The organism is Nisaea denitrificans DSM 18348 (assembly GCF_000426505.1).
Classification (GTDB): domain Bacteria; phylum Pseudomonadota; class Alphaproteobacteria; order Thalassobaculales; family Thalassobaculaceae; genus Nisaea; species Nisaea denitrificans.
In genome coordinates this window covers 1,030,054-1,054,250 of the sequence record NZ_AUFM01000011.1, presented here as the reverse complement: position 1 = coordinate 1,054,250, position 24,197 = coordinate 1,030,054, and the positions used below count along the sequence as shown (strand labels likewise).

General features: G+C 59.7%; 25 protein-coding genes, 2 tRNA genes and 1 riboswitch. Of the genes, 13 read left to right on the top strand and 14 right to left on the bottom strand.

Annotation, left to right across the window (positions count from 1 at the left end):
* Positions 1-76: 76 nt before the first annotated feature.
* Genes K328_RS0105885 through K328_RS0105840 form a run of 10 tightly spaced genes read right to left on the bottom strand, consistent with a single transcriptional unit; the run spans position 77 to position 7,599 of the window.
* The gene (locus tag K328_RS0105885) at positions 77-1,792 is read right to left on the bottom strand and encodes a Na(+)/H(+) antiporter subunit D (protein WP_028465179.1); all 1,716 of its coding nucleotides are present in this window, start codon (positions 1,790-1,792) and stop codon (positions 77-79) included.
* On the bottom strand, positions 1,776-2,066 hold the full coding sequence (locus tag K328_RS0105880) for a hypothetical protein (RefSeq protein ID WP_028465178.1): 291 nt from the start codon (positions 2,064-2,066) through the stop codon (positions 1,776-1,778). Before K328_RS0105880 ends, K328_RS0105885 begins: the two co-directional genes overlap by 17 nt.
* Positions 2,067-2,076: 10 nt before the next feature.
* Entirely contained in the window at positions 2,077-3,567 is a 1,491-nt protein-coding gene (locus K328_RS0105875) for a monovalent cation/H+ antiporter subunit D family protein (RefSeq protein WP_028465177.1), read from the bottom strand.
* On the bottom strand, positions 3,564-5,051 hold the full coding sequence (locus K328_RS0105870; protein ID WP_028465176.1) for a monovalent cation/H+ antiporter subunit D family protein: 1,488 nt from the start codon (positions 5,049-5,051) through the stop codon (positions 3,564-3,566). Before K328_RS0105870 ends, K328_RS0105875 begins: the two co-directional genes overlap by 4 nt.
* Positions 5,051-5,452 carry a cation:proton antiporter subunit C gene (locus K328_RS0105865; RefSeq protein ID WP_036553184.1) on the bottom strand — a complete coding sequence of 134 codons (402 nt, stop codon included), beginning with the start codon at positions 5,450-5,452 and terminating at the stop codon, positions 5,051-5,053. The genes K328_RS0105870 and K328_RS0105865 overlap by 1 nt, the downstream gene beginning before the upstream one ends.
* Positions 5,453-5,455: 3 nt before the next feature.
* Complete coding sequence (locus K328_RS0105860; protein ID WP_028465174.1) at positions 5,456-5,893, bottom strand: Na(+)/H(+) antiporter subunit B; 438 nt, start codon at positions 5,891-5,893, stop codon at positions 5,456-5,458.
* Positions 5,890-6,477: a DUF4040 domain-containing protein gene (locus K328_RS22740; protein ID WP_156901182.1), complete on the bottom strand. Its 588-nt coding sequence runs from the start codon at positions 6,475-6,477 to the stop codon at positions 5,890-5,892. Before K328_RS22740 ends, K328_RS0105860 begins: the two co-directional genes overlap by 4 nt.
* Positions 6,477-6,818 (bottom strand): monovalent cation/H(+) antiporter subunit G, encoded by a 342-nt coding sequence (gene mnhG, locus K328_RS22735; protein ID WP_036553183.1) that lies wholly within the window; start codon positions 6,816-6,818, stop codon positions 6,477-6,479. The genes K328_RS22740 and mnhG overlap by 1 nt, the downstream gene beginning before the upstream one ends.
* On the bottom strand, positions 6,818-7,114 hold the full coding sequence (locus tag K328_RS0105845; RefSeq protein WP_245577411.1) for an MrpF/PhaF family protein: 297 nt from the start codon (positions 7,112-7,114) through the stop codon (positions 6,818-6,820). The genes mnhG and K328_RS0105845 overlap by 1 nt, the downstream gene beginning before the upstream one ends.
* Positions 7,111-7,599: a Na+/H+ antiporter subunit E gene (locus K328_RS0105840; RefSeq protein WP_028465172.1), complete on the bottom strand. Its 489-nt coding sequence runs from the start codon at positions 7,597-7,599 to the stop codon at positions 7,111-7,113. The genes K328_RS0105845 and K328_RS0105840 overlap by 4 nt, the downstream gene beginning before the upstream one ends.
* Positions 7,600-7,813: 214 nt before the next feature.
* On the opposite strand from K328_RS0105840, the gene prpB reads away from it, so the two are divergent.
* Positions 7,814-8,722 (top strand): methylisocitrate lyase, encoded by a 909-nt coding sequence (prpB, locus tag K328_RS0105835; protein ID WP_028465171.1) that lies wholly within the window; start codon positions 7,814-7,816, stop codon positions 8,720-8,722.
* 121 nt (positions 8,723-8,843) lie between these two features.
* Positions 8,844-9,689, top strand: coding sequence for a branched-chain amino acid aminotransferase (locus K328_RS0105830; RefSeq protein ID WP_028465170.1), 846 nt, complete (start codon positions 8,844-8,846; stop codon positions 9,687-9,689).
* Positions 9,690-9,749: 60 nt separating this feature from the next.
* Here the strand turns inward: K328_RS0105830 and K328_RS0105825 are convergent, their stop codons facing one another.
* Together K328_RS0105825 and K328_RS22730 are read right to left on the bottom strand one after the other, a co-directional pair.
* Positions 9,750-10,691, bottom strand: coding sequence for an ABC transporter substrate-binding protein (locus tag K328_RS0105825; protein ID WP_028465169.1), 942 nt, complete (start codon positions 10,689-10,691; stop codon positions 9,750-9,752).
* Entirely contained in the window at positions 10,692-11,462 is a 771-nt protein-coding gene (locus K328_RS22730) for an ABC transporter permease (RefSeq protein ID WP_036553182.1), read from the bottom strand. It abuts the gene before it with no gap.
* Positions 11,463-11,511: 49 nt separating this feature from the next.
* Positions 11,512-11,615: riboswitch (TPP riboswitch) on the bottom strand.
* Between the two features lie 114 nt (positions 11,616-11,729).
* Here K328_RS22730 and K328_RS0105815 point away from each other — a divergent pair.
* From K328_RS0105815 to K328_RS0105775, 9 genes are all read left to right on the top strand, one after another.
* On the top strand, positions 11,730-13,211 hold the full coding sequence (locus K328_RS0105815; protein WP_036553181.1) for an NAD(P)-binding domain-containing protein: 1,482 nt from the start codon (positions 11,730-11,732) through the stop codon (positions 13,209-13,211).
* Positions 13,208-14,374 (top strand): acetoin utilization protein AcuC, encoded by a 1,167-nt coding sequence (locus K328_RS22725; protein WP_084608113.1) that lies wholly within the window; start codon positions 13,208-13,210, stop codon positions 14,372-14,374. The genes K328_RS0105815 and K328_RS22725 overlap by 4 nt, the downstream gene beginning before the upstream one ends.
* An 80-nt stretch (positions 14,375-14,454) precedes the next feature.
* On the top strand, positions 14,455-14,922 hold the full coding sequence (locus K328_RS0105805) for a DUF192 domain-containing protein (RefSeq protein WP_156901181.1): 468 nt from the start codon (positions 14,455-14,457) through the stop codon (positions 14,920-14,922).
* Positions 14,923-15,011: 89 nt separating this feature from the next.
* A tRNA-Pro gene (locus K328_RS0105800) sits at positions 15,012-15,088 on the top strand.
* A gap of 148 nt (positions 15,089-15,236) precedes the next feature.
* The gene (locus K328_RS0105795; protein ID WP_205620582.1) at positions 15,237-15,791 is read left to right on the top strand and encodes a CC0125/CC1285 family lipoprotein; all 555 of its coding nucleotides are present in this window, start codon (positions 15,237-15,239) and stop codon (positions 15,789-15,791) included.
* A gap of 110 nt (positions 15,792-15,901) precedes the next feature.
* Complete coding sequence (locus K328_RS0105790) at positions 15,902-16,216, top strand: ETC complex I subunit (protein ID WP_028465165.1); 315 nt, start codon at positions 15,902-15,904, stop codon at positions 16,214-16,216.
* A gap of 16 nt (positions 16,217-16,232) precedes the next feature.
* A tRNA-Arg gene (locus tag K328_RS0105785) sits at positions 16,233-16,309 on the top strand.
* A 359-nt stretch (positions 16,310-16,668) separates the two neighbouring features.
* Entirely contained in the window at positions 16,669-17,799 is a 1,131-nt protein-coding gene (locus K328_RS0105780; RefSeq protein ID WP_028465164.1) for a porin, read from the top strand.
* A 122-nt stretch (positions 17,800-17,921) separates the two neighbouring features.
* Complete coding sequence (locus tag K328_RS0105775) at positions 17,922-18,167, top strand: helix-turn-helix transcriptional regulator (RefSeq protein ID WP_028465163.1); 246 nt, start codon at positions 17,922-17,924, stop codon at positions 18,165-18,167.
* Here K328_RS0105775 and K328_RS0105770 read toward each other — a convergent pair.
* Complete coding sequence (locus K328_RS0105770) at positions 18,162-19,139, bottom strand: DMT family transporter (RefSeq protein ID WP_156901180.1); 978 nt, start codon at positions 19,137-19,139, stop codon at positions 18,162-18,164. The genes K328_RS0105775 and K328_RS0105770 overlap by 6 nt on opposite strands.
* Positions 19,140-19,245: 106 nt before the next feature.
* Between K328_RS0105770 and abc-f the strand changes: the two genes are divergently transcribed.
* Both abc-f and K328_RS0105760 read left to right on the top strand, forming a co-directional pair.
* Positions 19,246-21,141 carry a ribosomal protection-like ABC-F family protein gene (gene abc-f, locus K328_RS0105765; protein ID WP_028465161.1) on the top strand — a complete coding sequence of 632 codons (1,896 nt, stop codon included), beginning with the start codon at positions 19,246-19,248 and terminating at the stop codon, positions 21,139-21,141.
* A gap of 18 nt (positions 21,142-21,159) precedes the next feature.
* Complete coding sequence (locus K328_RS0105760; protein WP_028465160.1) at positions 21,160-22,752, top strand: rhodanese-like domain-containing protein; 1,593 nt, start codon at positions 21,160-21,162, stop codon at positions 22,750-22,752.
* 29 nt (positions 22,753-22,781) lie between these two features.
* On the opposite strand, the gene metC is transcribed toward K328_RS0105760, so the two are convergent.
* Positions 22,782-23,942, bottom strand: coding sequence for a cystathionine beta-lyase (gene metC, locus K328_RS0105755; RefSeq protein WP_156901179.1), 1,161 nt, complete (start codon positions 23,940-23,942; stop codon positions 22,782-22,784).
* Between the last annotated feature and the right edge of the window lie 255 nt (positions 23,943-24,197).

Below are 24,197 nucleotides of genomic sequence, written 5' to 3'. Positions count from 1 at the left end.
TCCGGCCCCCGTTCCAGACCGGCTAGGCCGTGAGGGATCGATCCGGAACGGTGCGCCGTCAAACCTGATCGGAAAATCAGACAGCCGAGTAGCTGACAATCAATGCCACGAGCAGCAGGAAGGCGACGATGGCCGCCGCGTTGCCGACGCTGCTGATACGGCCGGAAAGACCGCCGGGGGCAAAGACTGTAACAGACGCGGACATTGCGGCTCTTATGACGGATTTCGCATTGTCGGTAACGCCCAGATAGATGATGTCGATAGCGCCACCCAGACGTCCCATAACACGCGGAAGAAAGCGTCTGTAGACCCAGTCGAAATCGAGATTGGTCGACTTGAGTTCCGGGGGATAGATGCCGGTGCGCATCAGCACGGTGAAGGCCAGCGCCGAGAACATCAGCAGCTGAAGCTGGGTTATCACATGTGCGGTCGTATAGGGCACGTAGTCGACGTCGAATGGCAGCAGCGCGTAGAGCGGCGCCGGCCAGACACCGATGCCAATGCAGAAGGCGGCGGCGATCCCCATGGCAATCAGCATGTTCAGCGGCGCTTCCTTGGGCCGGCGGCCGCTGTCATGCGCGAAGAAGGCGAAGTAGGGGATCTTGATGCCTGAATGGTGGAACACGCCTGCCGATGCAAAGAGCAGTACGGCCCAGACGAACCAGTAACCCTCGTTGGCGGACGCCGACATGATCAGGGATTTCGAGACGAACCCGGAAAACAGCGGGAAGGCGGAAATCGAGGCGGCGCCGACGACGCAGAATCCCATTGTCCAGGGCATCGATTTGTAGAGCCCACCCAACTCGGAGCCCTTGCAGGTGCCGGTCCGGAACAGAACCGCACCCATCGACATGAACAACAGCGCCTTGTAGAGGATGTGGCAGAAGGCGTGGGCGGCAGTGCCATTAAGCGCGAGTTCTGTTCCAACACCAACGCCAACCACCATAAAGCCAAGCTGGTTGTTCAGGCTGTAGGCCAGGACGCGCCGCAGATCGTTTTCAATGACCGCATAGAAGATCGGGAACATGGTCATTGCCGCGCCGATCCAGATCAGCATTTCCGTGCCGGCAAAACCGCGCGCGAGCGTATAGACAGCGAGTTTGGTGGTGAATGCGGAAAGCACCACCGTGCCGGTTACGGTTGCTTCGGAATAGGCGTCCTGCAGCCAGTTATGCAGCAGAGGAAAGGCGCATTTGATGCCGAAGGCCAACAGGATGAGCCATGCGCCGGGCGCGTCGAGGCCGAAATGATCGAACGCGATGGAGCCGGTCGCCGTTACATGCACGATCAGGCCAGCGAGCAGAATAACGCCGGAGCCGACCTGGATAATCAGATAGCGCATGCCGGCTCGGTACGCGCTTTCGGTTCCGCTGGCCCAGATCAGGAACACGGACGAAACGGCTGTCAGCTCCCAGAAGACGAACAGGGATATCAAATCGCCGGTGAGGGCTGCGGCGACGGCGCTACCGGCATAGATCTGCGCAGCGGTTCTCTGCACCGGGTCTGGCTCATGCCATGCATAGATATTGCCGAGCAGCGAGGCGATCAGGAAGATAGTGGCAAAAATTCGGGACAGGCTGTCCAGCCGGAGCAGTTCGAGCTCGTATCCGAGCATCGAGACGGTGCCGTGGTTCCCGTCCGGAAGGGCGATCAGATATGCCAGCAGGACGGCGGGAAGCAGGAGCACATAGACCCGGCCGATGCTGTGACTGAGAAACGGGACCAGCAGTCCGCCGAGAATCAGCAGCAGTCCGGGGCTGAGCGGGAAAAACAGATCAACGATCATGGTCATAATAGTCTTCGTCCCGCATCAGGAATACCCGCATCAACTTCGCTGCCAGAACAAGGCCGACACACATAACGAAGCCGTAGATCGCATAGAACCCGAACCACGATTCAGCCTCGAAGTGCGGATGCTTGTGATAGAAGCCGTCCGCCGCGAAAAGCAGAGCGCAGACAACGACGACTGCGACAATGATCTTGTTGACGTTGCGTTGGTCGTCGAGCCAACGCGGTTCCTCGTCATGCTTCGGATGGTGCTCGGGGGTCTGTGGATCCGCACTCATGGCAGCAGCCTCACTCAACGATCGGGCGCAGCAACGCGATGATCGCGTCGGCGTAGAAGAACAGGACGAGACAGCCAGCAGCCGTCAGGCAGGGCGGCAGCACGCAGAAGAACGGTGCTTCCTGGATCCCGCCTTTCGCTGGCGCGACAGCAGCGCCTGCCGATGCCGTCGCGAGTGCGGGAGAAGGCCGGAAAAAGCCGCGCGCCACGATCGGCATCAGGTAGGCGATATTGAGCAGCGAGCTGACCATGTAGACCGCGACGACAACGATCATGCCTGTCTCCGCAGCGCCGAGCGCGAGATACCATTTGCTCCAGGTTCCGGCGAAAGGCGGCAAGCCGATGATCGACAATGCGCCTATACAGAAAGCGCCGAAGGTAAAGGGCATGACGCGCCCAAGTCCCTGCATGTCGCTGATCTCGGTCTTGTGGGTCGCGACATAGATAGCGCCGGCGCACATGAAGAGGGTGATCTTGCCGAAGGCGTGTGTGGCGATATGCAGCGCGCCACCGAGGATCGCGTAGTGATTGGCCAGCGCCGCGCCGAGCACGATGTAGCCGAGCTGGCTGATGGTTGAATAGGCCAGCCGGGCTTTCAGGTTGTCCTTGGTCATGGCGACAAGGGAGGCTGCCAGAACGGTGAACGAGGCAACCCAGATCAGCCAGTGCGCCGCCCCGGTCTGGGCCAGCAGGTCGATGCCGAATATGTAGACCACCACCTTGAGCACAGTGAACACACCGGCCTTCACGACCGCAACCGCATGCAACAGAGCGCTCACGGGGGTCGGCGCGACCATGGCGGCCGGAAGCCAGCGATGGAACGGCATCAGGGCCGCCTTGCCGATACCGAACATGTAGAGCGCCAGCAGGAACGGCAGCAGCACCGGCTCGATCTGATCGGCGAGGATGCCGCCTTTGGTGAAGTCGAGCGTGCCGGCAGCGATCCAGGTCCAGATCACGGCTGCAAGCTGCAGGCCGATGGAGGTGCCGATCAGGATGCCGAGGTAGATCCGTGCACCGCGCTTGGCTTCCTCGGTCTCCTTGTGGGCGACCAGCGGGTAGGTCGACAGGGTCAGCACTTCGTAGAAGATGAAGAGCGTGAACATGTTCCCGGCGAAGGCGATGCCCATGGCACTGGAGATCGCCAGTGTGAAACACATGTAGAAGCGGGTCTGCTTCTTCTCGCCGTTACCGCGCATATAGCCGATGGAATAAAGCGAGTTGATGATCCAGAGACCCGAAGCGATGCAGGCGAACAGCATGCCCAGCGGCTCGATCTTGAAAGCCAGCTCCAGACCCGGCATGACCTCGAGCAGGGTCAGACCCGGACTTGCGCCCGCCATAACCGCATCGAGTAGAGAGAGCACGATCGCGAAGAGCGCGACGGCGGTCACCAGTGTCACGCCTTCGCGCAGGTTCGGCGAATTCCCGGTCAGCCAGATCAGCACCATGCCGGCGAGCGGCAGGAAGAGGGTTGCGAGGAGGGCGGTTTCCATACTCATTGTGCCATTCCCACGAGACCTTCGGCCGCCATGCGGGCAACCCGCGTCGTCAGGCTGGCATCAACACCGAAGTAGATATTGGCAATTACCAGCGCCCAGGTTGGGAGCAGCATTGAGAGTGGTGCTTCCGTCACGGTCCGGCCCGGGATCGGGTCTTTCAGATACGCCACTTCGATAACCCGCCAGATATAGATCACTGCAAGCAGGGAGCTGGCGAGGATCAGGGCGATGAGCACCCAGGCTTCCTGCTCCAGCGCTGCGGAGATCAGATACCATTTGCTGATGAAGCCGACCGTCAGAGGCACGCCGATCAGGCTGAGGCCACTGATTACGAATGCAGCCATGGTCCAGGGCATCTGCCGGGCGATCCCGGACAGATCGTTGATATTGACCGACCGGACCCGGAAGAAGACACAGCCGAGCGCCATGAACAGGGCGCCTTTCATCAAGGCGTGATTGAACAGATGCAGTGTCGTGGCCATCAGGCCGGTGATGCTGAGGAAACTGATGCCCAGTACCATGTAGCCAATCTGGGCCACACTCGAATAAGCCAGCATCCGCTTCAGATTATACTGATAGATCGCCGCCAGAGAGCCGGCGAACATGCCGGCCAGCGCCAGTGGCATGCAGACCAGCCCAACCATGGGCGCCAGAAAGCCCGAGCCGGAGCCGAAGATGGTGAAGCAAAAGCGCAACAGCAGATATACCGCGGCTTTCGTCGCTGTTGCCGCCAGGAAGGCGGTCACCGCGCTCGGCGCGTAGGTATAGGCGTTCGGCAGCCAGTTGTGCAGCGGGAACAGCGCAAGCTTCAGGGCGAGCCCGATGACGATGAAGGCAAATCCGACATCCAGAGTACGGGAGCCGCCTATCGGACCGACCCGGGCGGCGAGGTCCGCCATGTTCAGCGTACCCGTCGCCATGTAGAGCAGGCCGACGCCGATAACGAAGAAGGTAGCGCCTATGGTGCCGAGGATCAGATAATTGTAGGCGGCGGTCAGCGCGCGGCGATCCTGCTTTGCCCCCGCGGCGACCAGCACATAGGTCGAAAGCGACGAGACTTCCAGAAAGACGAAGACGTTGAAGGCATCCGCTGTGGCTGTGATGCCGAGCAGTCCGGTCAGGCAGAGAATATACGCTGTATAGAGAAGAGAGTGTTGGTTTTCAGGGACTTCCAACTCGAAGCTGCGCTTGGCAAACGGCAGTACAACGGAGGAAATGCCGGAAATGATCAGCAGCACAAATCCGTTGCTCGCATCGACTCGGTATTCGATGCCAAGCGGTGCTGCCCAGCCGCCGATCGCATAACTGATCGGACCGGTTTCCAGCACAGTGTTCAGCAGGTAGATGCTGCAGAGGAAAGCGCCAATACTGACGAGCAGGGTGAAAAACCAGGCCAGGTTCCGGGCCCGGAGCAGGCTGCAGATGGGGGCCGCGATCAGCGGACCGACTACCTGCAGAACCGGCAAATGGTCGACGGCCATCATCAGGCTGCATCCCCCGTGCCTAGTCGCGCACGTTCGGTCGTGACGACGGCATTATCCATGCCTTCCAACTCGTCTTCCTCGATCGTGTCGTAGCTCTCGCGTATCCGCACAACCAGGGCGAGGCCAAGCGCCGTTGTTGCAATGCCGACGACAATGGCCGTCAGGATCAGGACGTGCGGCAGCGGATTGGAGAACAGTTCCGGCTTGCCTGTCAGGATAGGCGCGGTACCTCCTTCGGCCTTGCCGAGCGAGATGTAGAACATGAAGACAGAGGTCTGGAACACGTTGAGACCGACTATCTTCTTCACCAGATTGCCGCGGGCGATGACGATATAAAGCCCGATCATCATCAGGACGACGACAATCCAGTAGTTATATTTGTCTAGGAACAGCTCAAGCATGGCTTACCAGTCGTCATCCTGAATTTCATGGGTCCGGCCCGCATAGGCAAAGAAGATCGCGATCATCACGGCTGTCACTGTCACGCCGACGCCGAATTCGACGACGAGAATGCCGAGATGCTGACCACCGGTCGGCGTGGATGCCAAAACGTCATAGTCGAGGAAAGTGCCGCCGAGCAGGAGCGATGCGATGCCGGTACCGGCAAAGATCAGGACGCCGAGCGGGATCAGGATCGCGAGCCAGCTATCCGGGAAAGCTTTACGCGCAGCCTGGACGCCGAAAATCAGGGCATAGAGAACAAAGGCCGCAGCGAAGATGACACCGGCCTGAAAGCCGCCGCCGGGTCCGAAGTCGCCGTGGAACTGAACATACAGTGCGTAGAGCAGGATAAACGGGATGAGCAGCTTGGAGACCACGCGCAGGATCAGATGATGTCTCATGCATCCTCTCCCTTGCCGCTGTTGGAGCTCTCGTCGGCCTCTTCATCCTCGCGGCGGCGTCCAAGCAGGAACAGCACACCGATACCGGCCGCAAAGATCACAGCGGTCTCTCCCAGCGTATCGAAACCACGATAGCTGGCCAGGATGGAGGTGACGATGTTCGGAACCTGGATGTCATCCCGGGAGCCGGCGATGTATTCCGGCACAATATGCTGGAAGCCGGGTGCGTCGGTCGAGCCGAAGGGGGGCATATCGACTGTGCCGTAGATCAGCGCGGCGCCGATGCCGATCGTAACGAAGAGCGGGCCGATATGCAGCTTGATGGCGTGTTTCTCACTGCGCCGGGTGAGGGTCATCGCCCCCAGCATCAGCACCGTCGAGATGCCCGCGCCAACGGCCGCTTCGGTAAAGGCGACATCGACGGCATCGAGGGTCACGAAGACGGCCGCAGATATCAGGCTGTAGATACCGGAAAGCATGGCGGTCGCGAAGAGATTGCGGGACCGCACGATCCCGATAGCGGTGATCCCGAGCAAGGTCATCAATGAGATATCGACGAGGATATTAACAATGCCGGATTCCATCAGGCTTCCTCCGTCTTTTTCGGCCGGAGGTCGGCTTCCGGGACTCCGAACGGCCGCAGTCCAACGGCGTTGGCCGCGTTCGCAAGCGCATGTGTTGCGGTCGGGCTGGTGAAGAAGATGAAGAGTGAGATCATCAGCAGTTTCACGGTCACGATGGACCAGCCGGCTTGCAGCATCATGGCGATCAGCATCAGTTCGGTACCCAGCGTATCGGTGATACCGGCGGCGTGCAGCCGGGTATAGAAGTCGGGCAGCCGCAGCATGCCGAGCGTGCCCGTGAAGATGAAGAATATCCCAGCCAGGAGGAACGCCCAGGACGCAAGATCGATAATCATCTCCATCAGGCTGTCCCCCCGTTCTTGCTATCCGGACTATCGGCGACACCGAGATTCCGGTAGCGGAAGAATTTCAGGATCGCGATGGTGCCGATGAAGTTCATCAGGGCATAGAGCAGGGCGATATCCAGAAAGTCCGGACGACCGCCGATAAAGCCGAGCACGGCGATCAGCAGGACTGTCTTGGTGCCGAAGCTGTTTCCGGCGAGCACCCGGTCGTAAAGGGTCGGTCCGGCGAGGCCACGCACCAAGGCCATCAGCATCGGAATGATCAGGCCGGCGGCGGCCGCGGCAAACATCATCGGTACTTCAACTCCAAGGCCGTAACCCGTTCATCCATATCGCTTTCGATCAGGCCTGCCGCCATGTCGTCGGTGATCGCATGCACCAGGATTTCGTCATCCTCGATATCGACGGAGACCGTACCCGGCGTCAGTGTGATGGAATTGGCGAAAGTGGCAATGCCGACATCGGTTTGCTGGGTCGCTTTCACCCGCACCATGCGCGGTGAAATTTTAATGTTCGGGGCGAGGACAATTTTGGCGACATCGATATTCGCCTTGCCGATCTCCTTGGCGAGCCAGATCCAGTACCGGATCAGATTCGGGCTGAGACGGATCGAGACGGGGAAGCCGTCAAGGCGGTCCATGCGGATGGCGAGAAACATAGTCAGGATGATAGACGCGACGCCGAATCCGAGGACCAGCTTGTGGTCGAGACTGATCGATCCGGACAGCAGCATCCAGAAAGCGGCAAGGCTCGCTCCCAGACCTAAGATGTGCCTCATCGACGCGTCTCCCTCGCGTTTATCCGACCAGATTCGTTTTTCAGTCCGCAGACAGCGATCTGGTGTACCAGGAACCAATCCGACAGCACGCCAGAATTGTCAATATAGTGATGACAATGCAATGACACGAGGACGCGGCTGAGTGCAATCTCTGAAGCGCGAAATTAACGAATGAAACGCCCGGTAAGACGGTGCGGAAGAGGGAAGAAAAAATATGGCATGGCTCCTGCAAAAACAGGTCGGGTCTCCGGCGGGCGATCGGCTGGCAGCGCTTTGGGACCGGCGGGAAATTGTACGGATCCCTGGTGCGCATGACGCCCTTTCCGCTGTCATTGCGCGCGATACAGGGTTCGAATCGCTCTATCTTTCGGGTGGGGCGCTCTCCGCGAGCCTGGCGCTTCCCGATCTCGGCATGATGACGATGGAGGAGCTGGTCCATCAGGTCCGTACCATCGTGCGCGCCTCACAACTTCCTCTGATTGTCGATGGCGATACCGGATACGGCGAAGCACTGAATGTGATGCGGCTTTGCAGAGAGCTGGAAGAGGCGGGCGCCGCCGCCGTTCAGCTTGAGGACCAGATGCTGCCGAAGAAATGCGGTCATCTGTCGGACAAACTGCTGAACGACACGACTTCCATGAGCGCAAAGATTGCTGCCGCTCGCAAGGCCCGCAGTCATTTGCGGATTATTGCCCGGACGGATGCCATGGCGTCCGAGGGGCTCGATGCTGCAATCGCCCGGGCCAAGGCGTATGTCGCTGCCGGTGCTGATGCAATCTTCCCGGAAGCGCTGACTGAAGAAGCGCATTTCAGAGCCTTTTCCGAAGCGCTCGACGTTCCGCTACTGGCGAATATGACGGAGTTCGGCAAGACCCCGTATTTCACAGCTGAGCAATTCCAGGAGTGGGGTTTCAGCATGGTGATCTGGCCCGTGACATCCCTCAGGGCCGAAGCCGGGATCGTCCGCGCGCTCTACCAGCATCTTGCGGAGCATGGCGGGCAGGAAGGCTTCCTCGATCGCCTGATGTCCCGGAAAGATATCTATGAGCACATTGGGTATGGAGATTATGAGGCGCTGGATGGGACCATAGCTGCCAGCGTCGTACCCGACACGGATACCTGACCGGCTGACAAATAGCCGTCAGCATGGCTTATGGATTGTCACCGTGACAAAGTTTGTCTGGTCTGCCTCACTATAAAGGACAATATTACTGTCCTAATTTGTTGCGCGAGGAGATCTACAAATGAAACAAATATTCTGGTATCGCGGTGAATGGCTATCAAACGAACCCATGCTGTCCGGTCCGCTTCAGATCGGATTCTGGTCGGCAAGCAGCGTATTTGACGGTGCCCGCGCCATTAAAGGAGCGATGCCGGATATAGCGCTGCATTGCCAGCGGGTCGTGCGCTCGGCAAAGGCCATGCTGCTGACGCCCGGACTTGAGCCCGCTGAAATCGAGGCCTTGTGCCGGGAGGCGGTGCAAAGGCTGCCGCAGGATCTGGATTACTATATCCGGCCGATGTTCTTCTCCACAGGGCAGGGAGTGGCGCCCGAGGGGGACGATACGGAATTCGTGCTGGCTGTCTTCGAGGCGGCGCTGCCCGATCCTGTCGCCGGCTCCGCATGCCTGTCCACCTTCCGGCGGTGTGCGATTGATCAGGGGCCGACAGACGCCAAGGCGGGATGTCTCTATCCGAATGGGCAACGCGCGTTGAAGGAAGCCCGGGAGCGCGGTTTCGATCTGGCTCTCCTGCTCGATCCAAACGGCAATGTCGCCGAGTTCTCGGTAGCTAACATCTGGATCGTGAAGGACGGCGTGGCTCGGACACCGGCTGCCAACGGAACCTTTCTCTCGGGCATCACGCGGCGCCGGTTGATCGGCTTGTTGCGGGAAGACGGCATGCCGGTCGAGGAAGTGACCCTGACCGCCGATGACATCCACGCGGCAGATGAAATCATGGTCTGCGGAAATTACGGGAAGATCCAGGCGATCAATCGGTTTGAAGATCGCTCCTTGACCCCGGGGCCAGTGTTTGAGCGGGCCCGGCAGCTCTATATGGGATTTGTGGAAAGTACGAGGACGACTTGACCGCCGCTTAATGAACGGCCCGCCCCGCATGTCCGGCCGGGATATGCGGGGCGCTGCCGCTTACTTCAGTTCTGTCGTGTAAGTATCTGTTTTCACGTCTTTAGTGACCAGGTCGGCCTCTTTCATGAAGGCGGCGAAGCGTTCGTATCGGCCACGGTCGAGGGCCGCCGGACGCAGGGCAAAACGGGGCAGGGTATCGCGCCAGGCCCGCTTGTTCAGCTCGTCATCCAGCTCCTTGCGACCATCGATAAAGGCCATCCAGGCATCGCCCGGGTGGTTGACGATGTATTGGGTCGCTTGCTCCACGGCGGAGAGGAACTTCTTCAGGCGCGGATCGTCGAGACGATCCTTGTGCGCGACATAGATCAGCTCGTCATAGGGCGGCACACCTTCCTCTTCGACAAAGAAGGCCCGGCCCGGCTTGCCGACGATATCCATCTGGTTCAGCTCGAAATTCCGGAAGGCGCCTATCACGGCATCGACCTGGCCCGAGATGATCGAGGGTGAGAGTGAGAAGTTCACGTTGATCAACTCTACATCCGAAAGCGTCAGTCCGTGTTTCTTCAGCATGGCGCCGAGCAGGGCGTCCTCAAAACCGCCGACGGAGAACCCGACCTTGCGGCCTTTCAGATCGGCGATGGATTTCACCGGCCCGTCCTTCAGGACCACGAGCGTGTTCAGCGGTGTGGCGACCAGTGTGCCGAAGCGCACCAGCGGCAGGCCTTCAGCCGCCTGGATGTGGAGCTGCGGCTGGTAGGAGACGGCGATATCCGCCTTTTTCGCAGCAACCAGTTTCGGCGGATCGTTCGGGTCGGCCGGGGCGATCAATTCGACTTCCAGGCCTTCGTCGCTGAAGAAGCCCTTCTTGTCGGCAACGATCAGGGGGCCGTGGTCCGGATTGACGAACCAGTCCAGAAGGACGGTCAGCTTGTCTGCTGCATTGGCCGGCGCTGTGCCGAGGACGATCAGCGCGGCGAGAAGCGCGGCGGTCCGGGTGAACATTCAGTTTCCTCCAGTATGCAATGTTGGCCGGGCTTCGCCGGCTTGCCAGGGCATTGCTGCCCTGAGCAGGAAATCGATCCCGTAATAGAGCGCGATGGCGAGGATCGAGAGAGTGAAGAGAGCGGCGAACATGACGTCAATCTGCAGACGGGCATTGGCATGCAGCATCAGGTATCCAAGCCCGGCGCTGGAGCCAACCCATTCGCCGACAATCGCTCCGATGGGCGCCACGGCCGTGGCCACGCGCAGCCCGGAGGCAAAGGCGGGCAGGGCGGCAGGCAGGCGGACATGCAGCAGAAGCTCGAGACGGTTTGCGCCGAGCGTACGGGCGCAATCGATGAAGAGCGGATCGGTTCGGCGCAGGCCGTCAAACATCGCAGCCGTAACCGGGAAGAAGATGATAAGCGCGGCCATGGCGACCTTGGACGCCATGCCGTAGCCGAGCCAGAGGACGAGGATCGGCGCAAGCGCGAAGACCGGCACCGCCTGGCTGATGACCAGCACAGGCAATAGCCATGGGCGTATCCGGGCGGACCAGGCCAACATCAGCGCCGTCGTGCCGCCGAATAGGGTTCCCAGGGTAAGGCCGAGAAGGATTTCGGCCAGGGTGATCGATCCGTGGCGGGCGATCAGGGACGCTGACCGAATCCAGGCCTCCGCAACGGGCAGCGGGCCGGGCAGGATGTAGACGGGCGTGCCGCTGATACTGACAATGAGCTGCCAGACGGCCAGTATCCCGGCGAATATGATCAATCCGCGGACCACATTCATGGGCCATCACCATGATGTTCGAGATCGGTGATGTTGCGGAAAAGGTTGTGCGTGATCATCGCGTTCTTCCTACGCCGGCATTACCCGGATCAGGTTTAGGGTCGTTCCTCCCGGAACCTCTCAGCCGCTTCCGCAGCTCCCCTGAATTTCCGGCGATCATGGGCGAGCTTGCGGCCTCATGCAAGCCACCAGATTGTGCCCCTCTGGATGAGAGCGCCAAAGCGCGCTACCTAGTGATGGAGAAACAGGACGTTCTGTGGGGATCATGTGAGCGACACAGGCTTGGCCATTGGACTCGATGCACTTGAGGCGCGGGTCGCGGAGGATCTCCGGACCGTTTCCTATCCCGACGCGGCCTGGGTGCCTGAGCGGCATGCTCCGGACGGGAGCCCGGTCCTCGATGTACTGATTATCGGTGGCGGGCAGGGCGGCCTTGCTGTCGCCCATGCCCTCAAGCGAGCCCGTATCGAGCGTGTGCGCATCGTTGACCGCTCACCGGAAGGGTTTGAAGGCCCGTGGCTAACCTATGCGCGGATGCCTACGCTGCGGTCGCCGAAAGAGGTCAACGGCCCCGATCTTGATATTCCCTCGCTCGCCTTCCGGTCCTGGTTCGTGGCGCAGCATGGCGGCGCGGCCTGGGAGGACCTCAACAAGATCGCAAAAGAAGACTGGGCCGCCTACCTGCTTTGGCTGCGTCGCGTTCTTGAAATCCCGATCGAGAACGAGGTTTCGGCGGAGCGGATAACGCCCGCACAGGACGGAGATCTGATTCGCGTGGACCTTGTTGGCTTGAGGTCCGGCATCCGGGAGCAGGTTCTTGCGCGAAAAATCGTGATCGCAACCGGCATCGAAACGCCTGGGAAATGGTGGACGCCGCCGGAAATAAGCGGGCTCGACCGGCGCTTTTGGTCCCATGCGTCCGAGAATATCGATTTTGCGAAACTTCGCGGCCGCCGCGTCGCCGTGCTGGGGGCCGGCGCGTCGGCGTTTGACAATGCTGCAACGGCGCTTGAGGCAGGTGCGGCCCGGGTGAGTATCTGCTGCCGGCGGGAGGATCTGCAGCGTGTACAGCCCTTCAAGTGGCTGTCTTTTCCCGGGTTTCTCGGGCATTTCTCGGATCTGGACGACGCATGGCGCTGGCGCTTCATGAACCATCTGTTGAGCTTGCGCGAAGCGTTCCCGAAAGAGACTTGGGAGCGGGTTGCGAAGCACGATAATTTCGAGCTCCTGACTGGCGTTCCCTGGCTGTCCTGCGCCATCACGGGCGATCAGGTCGAGATTGCGACTCCGAAAGGAAAGCTGGAAGCGGATTTCCTGATCGTCGGAACCGGCTTCGCGATCGATCTTGCGGCGCGGCCGGAGTTTTCCGATATCGCTGTGTCGGCGGCCACCTGGCGCGACCGATACAGCCCACCGGCCGGAGAGAAAAACCCACGTCTAGAATCCTTCCCCTATCTCGATCCGACCTACGCCTTTCAGGAGCGGGATGCCGGGACGGCCGGGTGGCTGCGGAATGTGCGGCTTTTCACCTATGGCGCGACGCTCAGTTTCGGGCCTTCCGGCTCTTCCATCAACGCGATGAAGTTCGCGGTTCCGCGTCTTGTCTCCGGCATTGTCCGGGACCTGATGCTGGAAGATGTGGAGCAGCACTGGGAAAGCCTGAAAGCCTATGATCTTCCCGAATTCCTTCTTCCCGATGAGGAAGGGAAGGTCGCGCCCCAGCAGGCCGTGATCGGCAGGACCGCATGAGTGGCCTCGCCTCCTTGGCACCGCAGCGTCCGGGCCCTGCAATCCCGGATGCTTTTCCCGCCCGCCCGATCCTGATCGGCAGCGAGATCTATCGAAAATCGCGCTATGGCGCGACGCACCCGCTCTCGATCCAGCGGGTAACGCCGGTGATGGATCTCGCCCGTGCTCTCGGCTTGCTCGACGAAAGCCGTTTCGTCGACAGCCCGATAGCAACACCGGATGAACTCGCTCGCTTTCATGCTCCCGATTACATCGCCGCCGTGGTCGCGGCCGAAAGGGACGGACATGTCAGCGATGAGGTGAAGGAACGCTACAATATCGGCAGGAGCGGAAATCCGGTTTTCCCGGAGATCTTCAGCCGCCCGGCAACGGCGGCGGGGGCGTCCCTGCTGGCTGGACGGATGCTTGCCTCGGTAGAGCGCGGGACCATTCACTCCCTGGCGGGAGGCACGCACCACGGACGCCCCGACATGGCCTACGGTTTTTGTTACTTCAACGATCCGGTGCTCGGTATCCTTGCCATGCTCGACGGCGGGCTGTCCCGGGTTCTCTATGTCGATCTCGACGCCCATCACGGCGACGGTGTGCAGGATGCCTTTCATGACGAGGATCGTGTCCTGACCGTTTCCATTCATGAGGATGATCGCTGGCCCCGGACCGGCCCGGCGGATGACAGGGCCGGCGGCATGGCCCGGAACTTCCCGGTTCCGAAGGATATGAACGACACAGAACTCCGGTTCCTGATCGAGGAGGCGATCCTGCCGATAGGGGAGGAATTCCGTCCGGACGGAATCGTCATCCAGAGCGGGTGTGACGCTCTGGCCGATGACCCGCAAAGCAAACTGTCGCTCTCGAATAATGCGATCTGGGAGGCCGTTGAGCGCCTTTCAGCTCTTGCTCCTCGCGTTCTTGTGGTTGGAGGGGGCGGTTATAACCCCTGGGCTGTTGCCCGTTGCTGGACCGGCATCTGGGCGCATTTGAATGGCGTCGATCCGCGAGGCATCTCGTTCAATAAAGAAGCCGAGAGCGTTTTGCGCGCGCTGTTTTGGAATCATAGCCGTGGGCGCAATCCGCCGCCGCACTGGTTCACAACACTGGCCGATGTTCCGTTGGAAGGAGAGGTGCGATCCACCGTGCAGGATCTTGCCCGCTTGCTCCCATGAGGCGGTCAGCGCTCTTGAGCTCGGCGTGGGAGTCAACTATCGAATGAATTGTCTATGACACTGAACAGGCAGTATCTGCTTTGATCCACTCCCTGAAGACAGTAATTGGCGCGATATTTGTGCTCGGGCTGTTCGCCTTCGTTCCCCTCAAGGCAGCGGCCGACGGGGACACGCACCTGGTATTGCATCGCGGCGATACAGAGCATGTCTTCACAGTAGAAGTCGCCGATACACCAGAAACCCGGGCCTCGGGCCTGATGTTCCGGAAAGAGTTGGCGGATGATGCCGGCATGCTCTTCATCTACCCGGGCAAACAAAAGATATCGATGTGGATGAAAAACACACTGATCTCGCTCGATATGCTGTTCCTCGACCGGGACGGAATGATTCTGCATATCTCCGAACGAACGACGCCGTTATCGACGCAGGTGATCTCTTCCCGGTTTCGTGTGAAGGCCGTTCTTGAGGTCGTTGCGGGAACGGTCGAGCGGCTCGGTCTTCGCGCAGGCGACCGCGTGGAACATGATCGCTTGGCGGCGGATCGCTAAAAATCGTGGCATGACACTCGAGTATTGCGCTGGTCGTTCAAAAGCATTACCAAGCGTGCGCCCGTTGGAGTTCTTGCTGCGGGCCTTGTCGGGGTGTAGCGCAGCCTGGTAGCGCATCTGCTTTGGGAGCAGAGGGCCGGCGGTTCGAATCCGTCCACCCCGACCATTCACTTTTTATCTCCCAGACCGATCTCATTTTATTGAAGGCGTAGCTCCGCTGAAGGAACCTTCAGCTGGAAAATGAGAATGAGACCTATTATCTTTTGGAGTGGTCGCGCCGTTTTGGTGGGTTATGGCCAACCGGGAGCAATGCCATGAACAGTGAACGGTCGTATTTCAGGACTCCACGGAAGCGAATATCCGGATTGCTGCTTCTGGCTCTGTTGTTTCCGATTCTGGCGGGATGCGCTTCTCCGACGCCCTATGCGCCGCTGTCCGACCGCTTCGGCTATAAGGACAGCAGCATCGAAAGCAACCGCTACCGGGTCAGTTTCAGCGGCAACTCATCCACGGATCGTGAAACGGTCGAGACGTATCTGTTGTACCGCGCGGCGGAGCTCACGCTGGAGAAGGGGGCAGCCTATTTTCTCGTGGTCGAGCGCGATGTTGAAAAGACCGACCGCTATCTGAATTATTCCTATGAGCCCTTCGGATATGCCGGGTACGGCTACTACGGCTATCACGGAGGATATTACTTCCGTCATCGTGTTTATGCTGGCCCTGACGAAAGCGTACCGATCACCCGCTACGAGGCTATCGCGGAAATTGTCGTCGGCGGCCCCGGGCTTTCCGACAATAAAGCGGACCTCTACATGGCCAAAGAAGTCATCGAAAACCTCGGGCCAAAGATTGTCCGGCCGAAAAGCTGAGTCTCTGCCGCATTGACCTCGCAACGCCTTTGAGCGATACGAAACCCAAGGGTGTCTCGCTGGGGCGCTGGAAGGTCCGTAAGGGTCTCGGGTACGAGGAGAGATTTCATATGTCAGTGCGGATTTATCGGCCGAGCAAAACGGCTATGCAGTCTGGGCGTGCGAAGACCAAGCTTTGGGTGCTGGAGCCGACCCTCGATACTGCCCGTGTGCCGGAACCTCTCATGGGGTGGGTCAGTAGCGGCGATACAAACAATCAGGTTCGGCTGACTTTCGAGACCAAGGAAGAGGCCGTCGCTTACGCCAAGAAGCACGAGCTCGACTACATCGTGCAGGGCGACCACAAGCGCAGCCTGAAGCCGAAGGCCTATGCCGACAACTTCGCGGCCGACCGCTTCGCGACCTGGGGCACCTGGACACACTGATCTCGCCAGTTTTCGCGGCCCCGTAGCTCAACTGGATAGAGCACCGGACTTCTAATCCGACGGTTGCAGGTTCGAGTCCTGCCGGGGTCGCCAATTTCCGTTTTTCATTCCTAAAACAAGATCACGTTCCCTTTCCGGGGGTCGGTGGTGCCGTCGGTATGCGGACACCAGGAACGCTCTTAGGTGTGGGGGTGTTTGTTTTTCAATACCTTGCAACTCGATACGATCTGTTTCCGCACGGGAACTTATCTCTCTAACCGTTGCAAAGAGGGCCTTCCTGCCTGTGCCACGCCATGCCCATGACTTTGTGCCGGATGGTGTTATTGTACATGATTGTACTTATTCTCATCTGAGGGTGACCGGTCAGCACGCTGTTTCCGGTTGCCGGATCGTTTTTTGACATCAGATAGCATTTTGGCAGGCTGTTCCTGTCGGGTGCATGGGGATAACGGATGAAAAATTTTGCGCAGCCCAAAAGGGCCTTGCTTCAGACCACAGCGCTTGTCGCGGCAGGCTTTATCGTTTCCGCAGCCCCTGCCGATGCGGCTGAGAAGCTGAGGATCGGTGTCGGTGGCTTCGCCGAACAATGGTTCGGCTATACGGATATTCAGGACGATGGGAACACCACACAGGATCTTTCCGGTTTCGACGTGAAGTCGGACACGGAAATCCATTTTGAGGGCTTCACCACGCTGGATAACGGTCTTGAAGTCGGGATCAATGTTCAGCTTGAGGGCAACACCAACAACAGTGACCAGATTGACGAGAGCTATCTGACAGTTCGCGGCAATTTCGGTCAGATCGACATCGGTGACGAAAACTCAGCGCTCTATAAAACGCACGTCGCGCCGAAAGAATATGGAATGGGGATCAATTCCGGTGACACCGTCGATTGGGAGCTGAATGGTAATACTTCCATCAGCAACTCCGGTTATTTCCGTGCGCCGTTCGGCGGTACCTTCATTGAGCCCGGCCGGGCTAACGATTCGACAAAACTGACGTACTACACGCCGCGTGTAGAAGGTTTCCGCGTCGGTCTTTCCTATGCGCCCGACAGCGCCCAGGACAGCAATGTCCTGCCGGACCGCAACACCAGCAATCTGACTGACGGCGTCATGGCCGGGATCGACTATTCCCGTGATTTCAATGGCGTGAAGGTCGCAGCGTCTGCCGGGTACGGCACGTTCCTCGAGGCAGCGGGCAACAATCCGGAACCGGAAGCCTACGCCTTCGGTCTCACGGTTGATTATGCCGGGTTCCAGGTTGGCGGCTCTTACGCCGGCTTTCAGGATTCCGGCGTCAATGACGGCGATGCCTATGTTGTCGGTGCCGCCTATGATTTCGGCCCGTACGGGGTGAGCGCCACCTATCTGCATGGTGAACGCGACGGTGTCGCGGGAAGTGTGGCCCCTGCCAGTGTGCAGGCGGACCGGGATACCTTTGCCCTCGGCGGACGTTACATCCTCGGTCCGGGCGTTTCCCTGCAGGGCACGCTCGGTTATTCTGAATACACGAGTGACACAGCCGGTGTCGGCGATGTCGAGGCGGCTTATGCCATAACGGGCATCAAGCTTACCTTCTAAATTGAGGTGCTAGAAAAAAAACGGGGAGGGACGCTTGATGCACTCCTCCCTGTTCGCCGGGATGATTTCTCCGATGCCATAGTCTTCGAATGCGCATATAATGCGCCTCTCAAGGAGGCGGCATGACGTCCGGTGAATTTAAGAAGCTCAGAAAATTCCTGAAGCTCTCGCAGAAGGAAATGGCGGAGGCGCTAGGTCTGAAGCGCCGCATGATCCAGTATTATGAAAAGGGGGAGCGTGACGGTGAGTCACTCGATATCCCCAAAGCAGTTGAACTGGCTTGCTATGCTCTCGCGGCCGGTGTGCGTGAATACACCTTCATTGCCCCGAAAAGTCCTCCCAAGCGAGCCGAAATTCCAGCTCTATGACGCAACCTGCGCTTGCCGCCGCCGGACCCGTTCGCGGTGCAGGATATAGAGCCCGCTGCTGATCACCAGCGCCGTTCCGCCCAGGATCCAGAGATCCGGGACATCCCCCCAGACGAAGAAACCGATCAGCACGGCCCAGATCATGCTGGTGTATTTGAACGGTGTGACGAATCCGGCTTCGCTATAGCGGAATGCCTCGATCATGAGGAACTGCGCCGCGCCGACGAAGAGACTGCTCAATCCGAACAGCAGGATATGGCCCATGGCAACCGCCTGCCAATCGGTGAATGGATAGCTGGCAAAGCCCGACAGGGTCACGAAACTCATGCCGACCGCCAGCATTGAGAGTGTGCTCTCGGTCCGGTGCATCTTGCGGGTCACGATATCCCGGAAGGACCCCATGACGGTCGCGAACAGGGGCAGCAGCGCCACGGCAGAAAAGGTCTCGGGTGTCGGTTTCACCATGATCAGCACGCCGCTGAACCCGATCAGGATCGCCACCCAGCGCCGCCAGCCGACCTGTTCGCCCAAAAGAGGGACGACAAGTGCCGCTGTCACGATCGGGCCCGCGAAAGCGATCGCCGTTGCATCGGCAATGGCCATGAGTTTCAGCGCCCAGATGAAGCTGTAAGTGCTTAAAACAATGATGGCGGCACGGGTGAGCTGGAAGCGCCAATGGGTGACGCGAAGCTGGCGACGCCGTCCGGTCATGAAGGCGAACCCGAAAATCAGCAACAGAACCAGCACGCCGCGCAAAGCAATGAGCTGTCCGACTGGATACACATCGGTCAGCCATTTTGCGATCCCGTCATTCAAGGTCACCAGACCGATGCCGCCTGTCATGCAGACGGCGCCATACATCCACCCGAGCCTCGGGCTTTCTTCCGGAGCAGCGAGCGGCGTCGTTACTGGCGCAACAGCAGAGGCGGGCGAGATCGAGCCCCCTGCGATGATTACTTTTTTTGGAGACACGGAACGGTCCTTTGGCAGAACTCAGAGCCTCTACCTCTCGTCCTTAATATGCAAGCTGACTCACGCGGGATTGGCGCCGGTCTGAGCAAGTGCTATCAGGCGTGCCATGATCCAGATTACAGACATGACTTTCCGCATTGCGGGCCGCACTCTTTTCGACTCCGCATCGGCGACGATCCCGGACGGCCACAAGGTCGGCCTCGTCGGCCGGAACGGTACCGGCAAGTCCACCCTGCTGAAATTGCTCACCGATACCTATCACCCGGATGGCGGAGATATCTTCGTCACCGGCGGTCGTGGTGTGGAAGATCCGATCGGCATGGTGTCCCAGGAAGCGCCGAGTGGGCCGGATACGCCTCTTGAGGTAGTGCTGCGCGCCGACAAGGAGCGGGAACGGCTGATCCAGGAATCCGAAACCACGCAGGACCCGATGCGGATCGCCGAAGTGCAAACACGGCTTGCCGATATCGGCGCCCATGCCGCGCCGGCCAAGGCTGCGGCGATCCTGGCTGGCCTCGGGTTTGAGGATTCGATGCAGTCCCAGCCCATGTCGAGTTTCTCGGGCGGCTGGCGTATGCGTGTTGCGCTTGCGGCGGTGCTGTTCGCGGAACCCGAGATCCTGCTGCTTGATGAGCCGACTAACCACCTTGATCTCGAAGCCACGGTTTGGCTGGAGGCCTATCTCGCGCGGTATCCGAAGACGTTGGTGATTGTCAGTCATGACAGGGGGCTGCTGAACAAGGCAGTCGATGCCATCCTGCATCTCGAGAATAACCAGCTGACCCTCTATCAAGGCGGCTACGACCGCTTTGAGAAGACCCGGGAAGAGCGGCTTGCCCAGATCGAGGCACAGCGCACCAAGCAATCCGCGCAGCGCAAGCACATGGAATCCTTCATCGAGCGCTTCCGCTACAAGGCGTCGAAGGCCCGGCAGGCCCAGAGCCGTATCAAGGCGTTGGAGAAAATGGGCAAGCTGCCCGATGCGGTAAACGAGCCGACCACCCGGTTCAGGTTTCCCAACCCGGAAGAGCTGCCGCCGCCATTGGTGACGTTCGACAATGCCAGCGTCGGCTACGAGCCTGGAAAGCCGATCCTGAGTGGCCTCAGTCTGCGCATCGACGGTGATGACCGGATCGGACTGCTTGGCCGGAACGGGAACGGTAAATCGACGCTGGCAAAGCTGATTGCAGGCAGGCTTGCGAGGACCGGCGGGGACGAACACCGCACAGCCAAACTCCGCGTCGGCTTCTTCGCGCAGCATCAGGTAGAGGATCTGGACCCGGAGGCGACGGCTGCCGAACATATGGCGCGGCTGATGCCGGGGGCGGCTCCGGACAAGGTACGGGCACGGCTTGGTGGTGTCGGCCTTGTACAGGACAAGCAGACAACACTGTCGAAGCATCTGTCTGGAGGGGAGAAAGCGCGCCTGACGCTGGCCCTGATCACCTATGACAGCCCGCACGTATTGATCCTCGACGAGCCGACCAACCATCTGGATATCGATGCTCGTGACGCGCTGGTTCAAGCGATGAACGATTATACAGGCGCGGTTATTCTGATCAGCCATGACAGGCGCTTGCTTGAATTGACAGTCGACCGGCTCTGGCTCGTCTCGGGCGGGACCGTGAAACCCTACGACGGCGACCTCGACGGGTATCGCGACTGGCTGCGTCAGGAAGAGCGTGCCGCGGCCCGGTCCGAGAATGGCTCGGGTGGGTCGGAGAAGAAAAACGACCGGAAACAGGCCCGCAAGGACGCGGCTGATCGGCGCAAGCAAACCGCGGATCTCCGCAAGCGAGCCCGCGAGCTGGAAAAAAACATCGAGAAACTGAACCAGCGTAAAGCCAAACTCGAAGCACAGCTCGCTGACCCGAAGCTGTATGAAGGACCGACATCGGACATGAAGGCGCTGATCCTGAAGAAAGAAGCAGTGAATCAGGAGCTGGAAGTCGTTGAAGCGGAGTGGCTGGAAGCAGAAGCGGCTCTGGAAGAAGCAAAATAAAGCGGGAGGAGGGCAGCCATGGCCCGGACGATCACTGCGCGCGAACTTCACGATGCGTTAAACGGAACCGGTGAAATTGCCCTCGTCGACGTAAGGCCGGAAGCGGTTTTTGGAGCGAACCATATCCTGCTCGCGGCCAATATTCCGCTCGGCCAACTTGAGCTGCGCATGGCCGATCAGGTGCCCCGGTTGTCGGTATCCGTTGTCTTGTGCGACGGCGGGGAGGGGCTGGCGGAACTTGCGGCTCAGCGCCTGGCCGGTCTCGGCTATACGGATATCTCCATCCTCGAAGGTGGCGTGAACGCTTGGGGAGCGGCTGGTCTTGAGCTTTTCAGCGGCCTCTATGTGCCGAGCAAGGCTTTCGGCGAATATGTCGAGCACGAGTATGAAACCCCGTCTGTCTCTGCCGAAGAACTGCACCAGATGATGGAGCTGGGGGAGAATATGGTGGTGCTGGATTCGCGGCCGATGAGCGAGTTCACCATGATGAACATCCCGACGGGAATCGACATGCCCGGTGCCGAGTTGGTCTATCGAGTGCAGGAAGCGGCGCCCGATCCCGATACCACGGTTGTGGTCAATTGCGCTGGCCGCACCCGGAGCATTATCGGGGCCCAGTCGCTGATCAATGCAGGTATCCCCAATAAGGTTGTCGCGCTGCGCAACGGCACCATGGGGTGGCATTTGGCGGGCTATCAGCTCGAACATGGCAATATGCGCCCACCGCCATCGGTGAGTCCTGAAGGGGGAAATCTTGCGCGGCAGCGCTCCCGGGCTGCGGCCGACCGGTTCGGGGCCCGGCGCGTCGACTCTGCCACTCTTGAACGCTGGCGGTCAGAGAGTGCTGAGCGGACCCTCTATATTCTCGATGTCCGGACCGTAGAGGAATTCGAGGCGGGCCACATAGCCGGATCGCGCCATGCGCCGGGTGGCCAGCTTGTCCAGTCGACCGATAGCTATATGGCGACCCATCGTGCGCGGGTGGTTCTGGTCGACCCGGAGATGGTGCGGGCGAACATGTCCGCAAGCTGGCTCAGGCAGCTCGGCTGGCAGGAGGTTTATGTCCTCGAAGGCGCGCTCGACAGTCAGCAGATGGAGAGCGGTCCGCGTGCATCGCTCCTGCTCGGCGACTTGCCAGCGGCAGATCTGATTTCTCCGGAAGACGCACGGCAACGGGTCGGGGCCGGCGCTGCATTCGTTGATCTGACGCGCAGTCTGGATCATCGGGACGATCATCCCGAGGGTGCCCGTTGGGGTAAGAGGGAGACCCTGGAAAGCGATTTGTCGGCGATCGGCGTGGCGGAAGTAATTCTGACGGCGGCGGATGTGCGGCTGGCTGTCCTGGCTGCGGGCGATCTGGCCGATAGTGACATTCGCTGCTCGGTCGTTGATGGCGGAACCAAGGCTTGGGAAGCCGCCGGTTTGCCAATGGCGGCAGGCATGGGGGCTCCCCTTGCAACTTTGGATGATGTCTATATGCGTCCCTACGACAAAGACGCAGGGAAAGCAGAGATGGAACGGCGGATGAACGCCTATCTCACCTGGGAAGTAGCCCTGGTCGAGCAGATCGGGCGGGCCGGCGGCATCAGTTTCCAATCTTATCGGACCTGAGCGCGCCGGCTCCCGTTATGCGAGGCCGGTCATGCGAGGGCAGACAAGCGCTCAAAACCGGCCTCAAGATCTGCAATGAGGTCGGCTTCATCTTCCAGCCCGGCATGGATGCGCAAAAGCTGGCCCGGAACCTCCCACTTTGTCGCCGTGCGGGCCGCGGCAGGATCGCCGGGAAGAATGAGGCTTTCATAGCCACCCCAGCTCGCGCCCATGCCGTAGAGCTCAAGCCCGTCCAGGAACGCGGCGAGCGCCGTTTTTGATACCGGTTTCAGGACAAAAGAGAACAGCCCGCTGGCGCCGGTGAAATCCCGTTTCCAGAGATCGTGTCCGGGGCAGGAGGGCAGCGCCGGATGCAGGACGCGGTCGACTTCGGGCCTTTCCTGCAGCCATTCAGCCAGGGCAAGGGCCGTCTCGCCGTTTTGTGCGAGACGCACAGCCATCGTCCGGAGGCCGCGCTGAGCCAGATACAGGTCGTCCGGGCCGGAGCAGTTACCCTGCATGTAAACCATGTCGCGGATTGCACCGGCGTGGGCTGTCCGGCTGGCAATGGTTCCCATCATGATGTCGGAATGGCCACAGATATACTTGGTCACCGCCTCGACAACGATGTCGACGCCGTGCTCCAGGGCATCGAAGTAAAGCGCTGTTGCCCAGGTGTTATCCATGATGACGGTCGCATCGTGCTGATGTGCGATTGCCGCCAGCTTCGGGATGTCCGAGACCTCGAAAGTCATGGTTCCCGGGGCTTCCAGATAGACAATCTTTGTCTCCAGCCGGATATTCTCCGCGAGCTCTTCGGGTTTCATCGGATCGAAATAGCTTGAAGAGACCCCGAAACGTTTAAGGAACCCCTCGGCGAATTTCCGTGTCGGGAAATAAACGCTGTCAGCCAGCAGGATATGATCCCCGGCAGAGACCTGGCTCAGGATGGCACAACAGATTGCAGCGAGACCGGAAGATACCGCGATTGCATCGTCGGCTCTGTACAGTGCGGCAACCGCTTCCTCGAAGGATCGACTGGTCGGCGTTCCCCGCCGTCCGTAGCGATATCCATCGAACTCCGGTTTCCGGGATGCCTCCAGTTCCGCGAGTGTCGGCTTGAGAATCGTCGAGGCGTGGTAAACTGGTGGGTTGACGACCCCATGATTCCGATGCGGGTCGCGTCCCGCGTGGGCAATGAGAGTACGCATTCGGGATTTCGCGCCGGTTTTCATGTGATCTCCGAAAACTTTGAGGGTTATTGATAAGGTTTTGCATTTAAAACTTTATTGTCAAAAAAGCACGGTTGTCCGCCGAAAAACCGCAAGAGTTGCAGTGATGGCATGGGGATTACTGAACCGTCGGCTTTTCTCGCACTTGCAAAACACGGCAACGGCGTGTTGGTATTAGCTCTACTGTCATGAAGACTGGTTCCAAGGTTGCCCATGTTCCGCTCCAGTCGAGTG